The organism is Acinetobacter sp. 3657, from assembly GCF_031456775.1.
GTDB lineage: Bacteria > Pseudomonadota > Gammaproteobacteria > Pseudomonadales > Moraxellaceae > Acinetobacter.
The window spans coordinates 69,887-82,054 of record NZ_JAVDVH010000007.1 but is presented as its reverse complement, the minus strand read 5'-3'; the positions used below and the strand labels follow the sequence as shown (position 1 = coordinate 82,054).

Sequence of the window (12,168 nt, the reverse complement as noted above, 5' to 3'; positions counted from 1 at the left end):
AGAAATACCATGTCGAAATTATGGATCTACTCTACCTTAATGCTCTCAGGTTCAGTGTATGCAGGCAATTTTATTGACAACAGTTCAGTAGAGCTCACCACACGAAACTTTTATTTTGATCGAGATTATCAAGAGGAGTCGAGATATCCCGCAGCAAAAGATTGGACACAAGGGTTTATTCTAAAAGCCAATTCAGGCTATACCGAAGGCACCATTGGTTTTGGATTAGATATTCTTGCAACAGCAGGCTTCAAACTCGATGCCGATGCCGAGCACGCAGGCACGGGCAATTTACTTAGAAATGCCGTCACCAATGAACCTGCTAACTCTTATGGACAAATTGGTGTCACAGCAAAAGCTAAAATGAGCCAAACTGAACTCAAAGTCGGCACCTTAAGACCAATGAATCCTGTTCTAGTTGCCTCACCTGCCCGCTTGTTACCACAGACTTATCGAGGTATTTCCCTTGAATCCAAAGACTTCCAAAATTTAGATCTACAAGCTGCTTATATTAATCGCGTCAATCACCGTGATTCCACCGATCATGAAAAAATTAAAATCTCAGGCGTAAATGGACGTTTTAAAGGTGCCGAAACTGATGGGCTCTATTATTTAGGTGGGAACTATCAGCTTGATCCAGCAATCAAGCTCACAGCGTTCTATATGGATGTTGATGATCTTTATAACCAGACCATGGTCGGTGCCTTACACCAACACAAAATTAATGACACCACTAATTTTAGCTCTCAATTACGTTACTACCGCAGCCGCGATGATGGACAGGCAAAAGCAGGTTTAGTCGATAATGATCTTTATCATGCATATTTCGAACTCAAACATCAAAACCATAAATTTATTGTTGGAAGTTTTCAACATCACGGCGACACCGCCTTTCCGTATTTGACTGGCGGTGAAACTGGACTACTCATTGATACATGGCCGGGAGAGTTTTTAAACCCAAAAGAGAAAGTCTATAGCTTTCGCTATGAATATGACTTTAAAAATTATGTTCCAGGCTTACGTTTTATGACCCGTTACACCACAGGTCATAATATTTATGCACCCAACTTAGGTGGAACTAATCTAAAGGAACGCGAAACAGACTTTGACTTAGGCTACACCGTACAAAGTGGCTGGTTAAAAAATTTAGGGTTGCGTGCACGTTATGCCATGTATGACAACAACATGCTCTCCACTGCCAACATCAAACCTTCAAATGAAACCCGTATCAACATTGATTACACATGGAAATTTAAATAATTCAAAACCAGAGGGTCTGTCATGCATAGAACCTCTTTTTTATTTTAGGAAATTTATCATGAAGAAAGTTGTCACACTACTCTGCGGAATGAGCCTCATTGCCCTAACGCATGCCGAAACCCAATATAGCCCGCCAGCTATTCAGCTTGAGCCTTTAGCAAAATTTAGTGTTGATCTCAATGCGCCTGTTTGGGAATTGGGCACCACCAGTGACGCAGGTAAACGCCGAATTATTCCTATTACAGGTGGGAAATTTGAAGGAAAATCACTTAAGGGCCGCATTTTAAATAATGGCGCAGATTGGCAAATTGTTGATAGCAAAGGACTGGCAATTATTGATACACGATATTTATTAGAAACCGATGACGGTGCACTTATTTATCTTCAAACCAAAGGTTACCGACATGGCTCGGCAGAAACGCTGAAACAGCTCGCCCAAGGCAAAGATGTCGACCCAAAAAATTACTATTTCAAAATTACCATGCAATTTGAAACCAGCTCCCCTAAATATGCATGGCTTAACCAGACCGTTGCAGTAGGCAGTGCAATGCGCTTGGGCAAAGCGGTTATTTATGATGCCTATGCCCTGAAATAATCATTTTTATAACACTTACAAAAAGGATGGAGCCTTCATTATGGATCAGAAAACTTTAGAACATTTACCCCCCATCCATCACCATTTGGGTGGACATAATCTTCATTGGAATGACAAAAATACTGAACTCACCATCCACTACACAGCGCTAGAAAGCTTTACCAATCCACGCGGCACCGTTGAAGGCGGCATGATCTGCGCCATGCTTGATGATGTGATGGGACTTTTCGCATATCACGCCAATGACCGTAAACCCGCCACCACCATTAACTTAACCATGGATTTTTTAAGACCCTGTGTTGTAGGTGAAGTCATTACAAAATGCCGTTTTATTAAACAAGGTAAAACCGTACTGAATCTCGAAAGTGAAGCTTGGCAAAACAACAAAATGATTGCACGAAGTACCGCTAATTTTATGGTTCTAGATTAATTGCAACCATTCATTCAATAAGGATATGAATAAATGAATGACTCTAACAATAAACGAATTTTGACCCACTCCGCTTTAGTACTCGCCATACTTGGCGCTTTGGCAGGCTGTGGAAGTGATAGTGATGACACATCGGCTCCTTCTACAAACAAACCACCTCAGTTGTCTCCTGCTATGGGCGTAAAAATGACAGGAAGCTGTTCAGACTTACTCGGATTTCAATATAACAATAGCGTGATTAGCTCGGCCACTCTTCAAGAGGCAGGCACATTGACTGTCGCCAACAAACCAATTGGTACTCATTGTTTGGTCAAGGGTTATATGGACCAGCGTGTAAGCCCTGTCGATGGACAAACCTATCAAATTGGTTTTGAAATGCGCTTACCTGTTGATTGGAACGGCCGTTTTCTCTATCAAGGCAATGGTGGAACCGATGGTAACTTAGTGCCTGCAACGGGTCAGGTCGGCAGCGGTGGTCCACTCACTAATGCCCTACATGATGGTTTTGCTGTTATTTCTTCCGATGCCGGACATGATGCTTCACAAAATCCAATGTTTGGTTTAGATCCTCAAGCCAGAATTAACTATGGCTATGGTGCGATTATCAAGCTCACACCTATGGCAAAAAATCTAATTAAAACAGCATATGGTAAATTGCCAGACCGCTCCTATGCAGGCGGCACCTCTAATGGTGGTCGTCACGCTATGATTGCCGCAACCCGTTTAGGCGACCAATATGATGGAATTTTAGCAAGCACACCGGGTTTTCATTTACCTCGTGCAGCCGCGGCTCAACTCTACACAGCGCAGCAGCTTCGTCGTGTCGCAACAGATGAAAATGACTTAAGTACCGCCCTTACACTTGCAGAGCGTAAAGTATTAGCAAAAGCGATTTTAGATCGATGCGATGCCTTAGACGGTGTTGCAGATGGACTGGTTCAAGATGTCGAGGCTTGCCGTACAGCTTTTGATATTCACCAACATGTACCCATTTGCTCAAGCACAAGAGATGGCACCTGTTTAAGTACCGAACAAATTGATGTGTTAGCCAATATTTACCGCGGCCCTGTGAACTCTGCTGGAAAAGCACTTTATGCAACCCAGCCTTTCGACCCGGGTTTAGTGGGAAGCAACTGGGCAAGCTGGAAATTCGAATCTTCGGTGGGAACAGCACGTGACCCAGTTGCAATCGGAATTCTGTTTCAGGTTCCACCAGATCCAACTGTGACTCAAAACTCTAGACAATTTGCCTTTAATTTTAACTTCGATACCGACTATCCAAAACTATCGGCAACCAATGATGTATACACCGAAAGTTCGATGTCATTCATGATGCCACCCGATGAACTTAATCTGGATAAACTACGTAATCACGGTGGAAAAATGATTGTGGTACAAGGCACAGCAGACGGCGTTTTCTCTGTGGATGACACGCAGAATTGGTACGATCAACTGCTGCAACGCTATAAAAATGATGCAAAAGGTACAGCACCTGAATTTGCACGTTTCTTTAGAGTTCCGGGCATGAACCATACCCGTGATGGCATTGCCACCGACCAATTTGACGCATTGACTGCTTTAGTTAACTGGGTGGAATATGGGCAAGCACCTGACAAAATCATTGCCACTGCACGCGGTGCAGGTAACCCAAGTGGTCAAGTTAATACTGAACTTCCGCAAGACTGGACGCCTGATCGTACTCGCCCACTTTGTCCTTACCCACTGATTACTCGCTATAATGGTCAAGGCAATAGTGAAAAAGCCGAAAACTTTAGCTGTAAACCCTAAATCTGATTTTCATCCCTTAAATAAGACAAAAAGAGCATATACATGCTCTTTTTGTCTTCGGCATTAACCAGCTTGTTGAAGTTCGCTCAACGGTTTAATTTCATAGGGTAAGCCAACATAATTCTCAGCCAAGGTAGTCTGTCCAGCATGAGAACTTAATATATAGCTTAATTCAGCCTGTTTAATTTTATGGTCAAACTCACTTTCGGTTTCAAAACGATGCAATAGATGGGTCATCCACCAAGAAAACCGTTCTGCTTTCCATACCCGCTGCAAGCATTTCTCTGAATATTCATTGATACCCTGTTCCGAACCATCAAGATAATATTCAATCAATGCACTGGATAAATAAGCAATATCCGAAGCAGCAAGATTGAGCCCCTTCGCCCCTGTCGGAGGCACAATATGGGCTGCATCACCGGCTAAAAACAACTGACCAAAACGCATCGGTTCCGTTACAAAACTACGTAATGGTGCAATACTTTTTTCAATAGATCCGCCAGTCACCAACTTTTCACGACTTTCAGGATCTAGACGGCGTTTCAACTCTTCCCAAAATCGTTCATCTGACCAATCTTCGACATGATCAGTTAATGGCACCTGCAAATAATAACGACTACGTGTTTCTGAACGCATACTACATAAAGCAAAACCTCGTTCAGACTGCACATAAATCAACTCATCTGCAACGGGCGGTACATCCGCGAGAACACCCAACCAGCCAAATGGATAAACTTTCTCAAAAGTCTTAATTTTATCTTCTGGCACACTGGCTCGACAAACACCATGATAACCATCACAGCCTGCAATGAAGTCACACTCAATTTGATAATCTTTTCCTTGATAATGAAAAGTGACTTTAGGCTGCGTGTAAAAGTCATCAATTTGTACTTGTTCCGCTTCATAAAATGAAATCAGTTCAGCATGTTCACGGGCCTGCATTAAATCTTTGGTCACTTCGGTTTGACCATAGACCGTCACTTGCTTGCCTTTTGTTAATGAAGACAAGTCAACACGATGTTTTTTTCCATTGGTCAATATCTCAATACCAGAGTGCGGTAAACCATTCGCTTTTAGATTTTGATCCACACCCGCTTGTTCTAATAAATCGACAGATACTTGCTCTAAAATTCCAGCACGAATGCGTGAAGCTACATACTCGGCACTGCGCTGTTCGATGATGATATGTTCAATACCAGCTTTATAAAGTAGTTGCCCAAGTAATAAACCTGCTGGTCCCGAACCAATAATTGCAACCCTCGTTTTAACGATTTCCATAACCACATCCTTGCACATTCCTTATCTTTTAAATTACTGCTTGCGTGGTACGGCATCTATATACGAAAATCGAAATAAACCGAATATCATTAAGTATGTCCGATATACGGACAAAACTCACCTAGGATAAGGAAGTTCAGATGTCTAGACAGGATGATTATTTGCAACACCCCCATTTAAACGAACAGATTCGGCAGGAAGACTACATTGCAGGACTCGGCAAAGGACTGAGTTTATTAGAAGCTTTTGGTGTAGATCGACAACGTTTGAATGTCACTCAAGTCGCTGAACGCACAGGCATCAGTCGAACAGCAGCAAGACGATATTTAAAGACATTAAAATATCTTGGCTATTTAGAAACAGATGAACATTATTTTTGGCTCACACATCGGGTATTACGCTTCTCAAGTTCTTATTTAAGTTCCGCGCATTTACCAAAGATCGCACAATCTTTTTTAAATCTCTTATGTGCCCAGACCACGCTGACTTTTTCAATAGTGGTCTTAGATGAAAATGAGGTTGTACCTATTGCACGGAGTTATTTGCCTCAACAAGATAACCTCCGTGTTAGTCCTTATGGCATGCACTTGGGCAATCGCTTGCCAGCACATGCAACTTCTACAGGCAAAGTCCTATTGGCTGCATTGGAAAAACAACAGCAACAGCTTTGGGTTCAAAAGTATGGATTGAAACGTTTAACTGCATTTACTGAAACTGATGAAACCGCCTTTTTAGAACGTTTAAAACAAATCTCAGGATTAGACTACTGTCTATCCAAAGAAGAGCATGAGCTTGGTGTCATCGCGATTGCGGTGCCTGTATTAAATGCTCAAGGCCAAGCTGTTGCAGCTTTAAACTGTATGTCTCAAACCAATCGTGTTCAAGAAAACTATTTGATTCAACAAGTCTTGCCTTTACTCCGTAATACAGCAAACGAGTTGAGAAGCATGGTTTAAATTCTTAGAATATAAGCTCATAAAGTACAAGACCTCCTTTCGGAGGCCTGTTCTTTATCCTTTAGATACGTCTTAGAAGGTTACCCGCGAATACTGACGATAGGCTGGTGTCCAGAAATTATCGTCAATTACGGTTTTAAGCAGATCGTTACTCATTGGCATCGCTAAGCCATCTGCCATTGCTGCTTTTGCCACCTTAAATGCGATAAACTTAGAAACCTGTTGAATATCATTGATATTTGGCAATAAGTCCGCTGTTGCATTTTTCAATCGTGGTGAACAATCGGCTAAAGCGGTGCTTGCCGCCATCAGCATTGAATCACTGATATGTGTCGCGCCACAAGCTATCACACCTAAGCCAATACCCGGAAAAATATAAGAGTTATTACACTGCGCAATCGGATACGCTTTGCCTTGGAAAAATACAGGGGCAAAAGGGCTACCAGTCGCGACAATCGCCGCACCTTGTGTCCATTCGATAATATCTTTTGGCTGTGCTTCGACTTGAGAAGTTGGATTCGACAACGGTAAAACAATCGGATGTTTATAATATTTGGCTAAGCTTTTAATCACTTCTTCACTAAACAATCCCGCCTGCCCTGACACGCCAATCAAAATACTCGGTTTGGCGTTTTGCACCACATCTAACAAGGCAATGTTTTTACCCTGTCCTTCCCATGACTGAATCGCAGCAACTGGCGTTGCCAATTTTTGCTGAAAATCCAACAAGTTTTCTTGTTGGTCTGTCATTAAACCAAAGCGATCCACCATAAAGATACGTGAACGTGCCTCATGATCACTCAAGCCTTCATCAATCATCTGTCTCACGATATGCTCAGCGATACCACAACCAGCCGAACCTGCACCAACAAAGGTAATGGTTTGATCTTTGAGTTGTTTGCCCTGCGCACGTGATGCCGCGATCAAAGTCGCAACAGTGACCGCTGCCGTGCCTTGGATATCATCATTAAAACAGCAAATTTTGTCACGGTATTGAGTCAGTAAAGGCATAGCATTATGTTGAGCAAAATCCTCAAACTGGATCAATACATCAGGCCAACGCTGGCGAATAGCGGTAATAATCTGCTCAACAAATTGATAGTATTCTTCACCTGTTATCCGAGGCTGTTTCAAGCCCATATAGATCGGGTCATTGAGTAACTGTTGATTATTGGTACCCACATCAATGGTAATTGGCAATGTATACGCAGGACTAATCCCACCACAAGCGGTATATAAGGATAATTTCCCAATTGGAATCCCCATGCCACCAATGCCTTGATCGCCTAGACCGAGGATGCGCTCACCATCTGTAATCACGATCACTTTGACGTTTTTCTTATTGACGTTGTGAATGATTTGGTCGATATATTCACGCTCACCATAAGAAATAAAGATACCGCGATGACGACGATAAATGTCTGAGAAGCGCTGACAAGCCTCTCCCACCGTTGGGGTATAAATAATCGGCAGCATTTCATCTAAATGCTGACTCAATAAACTATAGAATAGGGTTTCATTGGTGTCTTGAATATTTCGCAAATAAATATGCTTATTCATGTCACTCCCAAAAGAAAGATATTGCTGATAAGAACGTTGGGTTTGTTCTTCAATATTTTCGATATTGTTGGGTATGAGACCATGAAGATTAAATCTTTCTCGTTCTTCTTCAGAAAAAGCAGATCCTTTATTTAACAAAGGTAATTCTAAAAGTGCGTTTCCAGCATAAGGGATATATAAAGGTTTTTTGGTTTTAATTTGGTTCACTGTCATACCGCGCTCTTCAACCTATCCGTCAAATATAAAAATTTCTTCGCTCAAGTTCAGAAAAACTGAACTTTGGCATAGTCAATAATTTACACCAATAGCGACCTAAAACTGTATTTATCTGGTTATATGTAAAGCCATATGATATTTAGAATCTAAATGGTTGCTTAGCGAAGATCGTTTGTATCGCTTGATAAAATTGTTATCTACGGAATATAGCATCGTGCTTTGATCGAAAAAGGATACAAAAGCAAACACGGCAGGCAAAATATGGTACTGAAGTCATCATTAGCCTTGTTGAAAGCTTGAATTGACCTGAATAAATAGATACAGATTAAAAGAGAAACTCAGGACTCTTCTAATCTGTTTTTCAATACGAAACTGCTTTAACTTTGCTCAGAAAGGACCTTCGTTTCCCAACGATTGGCACGTTTAAACGTGCCTAGATCATTAAATCTCACGCCCATATCACGCATGACTTTGTGCGCAACAGGAGCCGTCATTTGTCGAAGATAAAACGGTTCTTTAACCACAAAGTGATGAATCGCATGAGTAGAACCAAAATTAAAACAAAATAACTGGAATGGCATCATCCACCATGGCTTGAGGACTTGAGTTTGCTGAATCACATTGCCCAACTCGACATCGCCGTAGTAATGCATATTACTGGTCACAAAATGTAAGCAGAAAGTACGCAATACATTCGGTGCAATCCAAACAACTGTTAAGATATTTACTACATGCATCACTTGTAACGTGGTAGTCGACCATAAAATTGAAGTATCTGCCAACATTGCGACCAAGTTAACTGCATGGTAGCCCAAAAACACATACCAAAGAGACCAGTGAATGATACCTAATGGGAAATAGGCTTTGAAACTACGCTTCAAAATCATTTTGCGTACCGTCCAGTTATTCGCAGAAATGACTCGGAATAACACGGCTAGCCCATTATCACCTGTCGCAAAGAAACGGCGGATCCCCCAGACATCGCCATTACCTAAAGCTCTTTCTTCAATATCATGCTCGGTACCAGACATTTTATGATGATTAAAATGTAACTCTCGGCGCGCCCATGGATTAATGGTGCTTGGACGAGCCAACCACACCAATCCCATCATCAAATGATGTGCCCACGGTTTTTTACGGAAATACATCCAGTGAATCAAATCATGTTCTAACTCATGGGTTAAAGAAGCAAAAAAAGCAATCAATGGAATGGTCCACCAGACAGAGAGTTGATGTACGATATAAAAGTAAGCTGTCACGCCCATACCCGCTAAAGCAAAAGCCAAAATCAGGGCACCTATAGTATTTTGATGCTTCAAAATAGAATATTTTTTTCTTAACGCAACACCTTCTGCGTTTACTACTTTTTTAATATATTCCGTTTTTTCTGCGTCCGTCCAACCTGATGGATCTTGGTAAGTGTAACTCATAAACTTTTCCTTGGTTTTTCCAATACCCCTACTGTATTTGTATCGCTTTGAATATACTTAACTCAAAATGCCAAACTATTGGCTGTTGACGCCAACTTATTGTTATTCACAAAAATAAGCAGAAAATCTTGGAGTAAAACCTTTTATACTTGTCATCGGAATCTGATTTATACGTTATAGGATATAACATGTCACAGACAGCAACAGCACTGACCAGTTGGGTGAAAGCAATTCAAAAAGCCCTTGAAAAAGCAGGCTGTGATAGTCAAGAGTTATTGAAGCAAGCAGGCTTGGACATTCAAGTTTTGAATGATCCCAATGCCAGATATTCACTAGAGCAGACTGCACATTTATGGCGTTTATCCGTTGAAGCCACGCAGGACTCCTGCTTTGGTCTTAAAGTTGCCAGTCAGGTCAATCACCATACCTTTCATGTTCTTGGTAACTCACTGAATACCAGTGTGACTCTAAAAGAAATGTTTGGGCGAATCATTCGTTATTTCCGTTTGGTGACCAATATTCCAGAGCTTGAATTTTTTAGCAAAGGCAGCAATCACTATTTCTTAATCCATGTGCCTGAACAAGTCCAACCTGAAGCAATCGACGCTTTTATTTCTGTATTCATTCGAGCTTCACGGGCGTTACAAGGTTCTGATTTCTCACCACTATGCATCGAACTGCGTCGTTCAGAACCAGCAGATCTTGAGACTTATCAAAGTATTCTAAAAACACCTATCATTTTTAATGCAGCAAAAGACTTGATCGTATTTGAAACAGCTAGCATCGAACAGCCTTTAGATGGTGCAAATCCTGAGCTGACACAAGAATATGATGAAATTATCATGCGTTATCTCGCCCGTTTTGATAAAGAAAATATCCTTGCTCGAGTGAAGTTAAAACTCATTGAACGCTTATCTACTGGGGAAATACACCAACAAGAAATTGCCAAGAGTCTAGGTTTAAGCATACGCAGTCTGCAACGCAAACTGTCTGAGGAGAAAACCACATTTAGTGAGTTATTGGATAGCACGCGACAAGAGTTGGCGATGTCATATATTAAAAATATCGCTTATAGTATTACTGAAATTGCTTATATTCTCGGGTTTACTGATGTGAGTAGTTTCTCTCGCGCTTTTCGACGTTGGACCAATTCCTCGCCAGTAAAATATCGTGATAATAATATTTCCAATCCATTGTCCAATCACTAAAAATAAAATAGATAAAAAAACGGATACATCTGATTGGATGTATCCGTTTTTAAATGAATAAATTATTGCTTATTTAATAATTCCAACATTGAAACGGTGATCACTTTCACCCCTACTGGCAATGCTTTCAAGTCCACCATAAATTCTGAACTATGCGGAACATATGGCATTTGTTTACCTTGTTTAATCGCATTGGCGAACACAACAGGATCTGCCACACCGACAAACATGAAATTAAATGGAACATCGTTGTGCTCACCTAATAAATGATGCACATCTTCTGAACCCATAAATGCGGGGTAGTCTGTTAATACTTTTTTATCCCCTAACAATGCTTTCAATGGTGCATTTAAGCGTGTTGAAAACGCTTTATTGTTCACTACAGGTGTGGTTGAACCTTTCAATGTAATCTGAGGAAGCTGCTCTTTTGGCATTCCTTGCATTTGAGCAACACCTTCACTCACTGCATGAATACGATTCACCATAGCCTCACGTGCTTTTGGATCAAACCAGCGGAGATTCATTTTGACCACAGCAGATGAAGGAACGACGTTATTCACGCTACCAGCCTGAATTGAACCTACTGATAAAGCGGCTGGCTGTTGTGCACTTACTACATTGCCCACAATCCCTTGATATTGAGTAATCGCATTGGTGGCCATATAGATTGGGTTATTGCTGAGGTGAGGCATTGACCCATGCCCTGGAACGCCTTTAAATAAAACATCGACTTGATCTGTCCCCGCCATTCGTGGCCCCGGCGCATTGATCACCACACCTACTGGTGCAGGAACAGTATGAACAGCAAAGAAGTAATCTGGTTTAGGCAGATTATATTTACTCCACAAGCCCTCTGTGACCATCGCTTTAGCGCCAGTCACTTCTTCCTCAGCAGGCTGTGCGACCAAAATAATTGTGCCACGCCACTCTTTTTTGAGCGCCACCATGGTACGTGCCATACCGAGCATCCACGTCACATGCGCATCATGACCACACATATGGGCAACAGGCGTTTCTGTACCATCCTTCAACTTGACCCGAACTTTACTGGCGTATGGCAAACCCGTCGCCTCTTCAACGGCATTGGCATCCATATCTGCGCGGTACATGATGGTTGGACCTTCTCCATTTTTGAGAACCCCGACCACGCCAGTCTCTGCAATACCTGTTTTGACATCAAAGCCCAGTGATTTAAGCTCTTTGGCCACAATGGCTGCTGTCCGCGTTTCCATAAAAGCCAATTCAGGATGTTGATGAATATCTTTATAGACTTTACTGAGCCAATCAGTTTGCCCATCAATCAGTAAGACAGCTTTGACTGAGACAGCAGGTAAACTATGTGGTGCGTTCGCGGTACTTTGAGCGTTCACCACGCCGCTCAAGGCAAGTGCGGAAAACCCAACCAATTGACATAAATGTTTGGCTATACACTTCATGAAATTATTCC

General features: G+C 41.7%; 10 protein-coding genes. 6 read left to right on the top strand and 4 right to left on the bottom strand.

Annotation, left to right across the window (positions count from 1 at the left end; all coding sequences use genetic code 11):
- The first annotated feature begins 9 nt into the window (after positions 1-9).
- Genes J2Y37_RS09755 through J2Y37_RS09740 form a run of 4 tightly spaced genes read left to right on the top strand, consistent with a single transcriptional unit; the run spans position 10 to position 4,073 of the window.
- Positions 10-1,260, top strand: a complete 1,251-nt coding sequence (locus tag J2Y37_RS09755; RefSeq protein ID WP_349032679.1) for an OprD family porin — start codon at positions 10-12, stop codon at positions 1,258-1,260.
- A 58-nt stretch (positions 1,261-1,318) separates the two neighbouring features.
- A complete protein-coding gene (locus tag J2Y37_RS09750) occupies positions 1,319-1,855 on the top strand; it encodes a DUF3237 domain-containing protein (protein ID WP_349032678.1) in 537 nt (178 codons plus the stop codon).
- A gap of 40 nt (positions 1,856-1,895) precedes the next feature.
- Positions 1,896-2,285: a PaaI family thioesterase gene (locus J2Y37_RS09745; RefSeq protein WP_349032677.1), complete on the top strand. Its 390-nt coding sequence runs from the start codon at positions 1,896-1,898 to the stop codon at positions 2,283-2,285.
- Positions 2,286-2,318: 33 nt separating this feature from the next.
- Positions 2,319-4,073: a tannase/feruloyl esterase family alpha/beta hydrolase gene (locus tag J2Y37_RS09740; protein WP_349032676.1), complete on the top strand. Its 1,755-nt coding sequence runs from the start codon at positions 2,319-2,321 to the stop codon at positions 4,071-4,073.
- A gap of 63 nt (positions 4,074-4,136) precedes the next feature.
- Here the strand turns inward: J2Y37_RS09740 and pobA are convergent, their stop codons facing one another.
- Positions 4,137-5,351 carry a 4-hydroxybenzoate 3-monooxygenase gene (gene pobA / locus J2Y37_RS09735; protein ID WP_349032675.1) on the bottom strand — a complete coding sequence of 405 codons (1,215 nt, stop codon included), beginning with the start codon at positions 5,349-5,351 and terminating at the stop codon, positions 4,137-4,139.
- A 140-nt stretch (positions 5,352-5,491) separates the two neighbouring features.
- Between pobA and J2Y37_RS09730 the strand changes: the two genes are divergently transcribed.
- A complete protein-coding gene (locus tag J2Y37_RS09730) occupies positions 5,492-6,307 on the top strand; it encodes an IclR family transcriptional regulator C-terminal domain-containing protein (RefSeq protein ID WP_349032674.1) in 816 nt (271 codons plus the stop codon).
- Between the two features lie 72 nt (positions 6,308-6,379).
- Here the strand turns inward: J2Y37_RS09730 and J2Y37_RS09725 are convergent, their stop codons facing one another.
- Positions 6,380-8,080, bottom strand: a complete 1,701-nt coding sequence (locus J2Y37_RS09725; RefSeq protein ID WP_004670293.1) for an NAD-dependent malic enzyme — start codon at positions 8,078-8,080, stop codon at positions 6,380-6,382.
- A gap of 380 nt (positions 8,081-8,460) precedes the next feature.
- Positions 8,461-9,513, bottom strand: a complete 1,053-nt coding sequence (locus J2Y37_RS09720; RefSeq protein ID WP_349032673.1) for a fatty acid desaturase — start codon at positions 9,511-9,513, stop codon at positions 8,461-8,463.
- 188 nt (positions 9,514-9,701) lie between these two features.
- Here J2Y37_RS09720 and J2Y37_RS09715 point away from each other — a divergent pair, with 188 nt between their 5' ends.
- Positions 9,702-10,721 (top strand): AraC family transcriptional regulator, encoded by a 1,020-nt coding sequence (locus tag J2Y37_RS09715; RefSeq protein WP_349032672.1) that lies wholly within the window; start codon positions 9,702-9,704, stop codon positions 10,719-10,721.
- A 62-nt stretch (positions 10,722-10,783) separates the two neighbouring features.
- On the opposite strand, the gene J2Y37_RS09710 is transcribed toward J2Y37_RS09715, so the two are convergent.
- The gene (locus J2Y37_RS09710) at positions 10,784-12,157 is read right to left on the bottom strand and encodes an amidohydrolase (protein WP_349032671.1); all 1,374 of its coding nucleotides are present in this window, start codon (positions 12,155-12,157) and stop codon (positions 10,784-10,786) included.
- Between the last annotated feature and the right edge of the window lie 11 nt (positions 12,158-12,168).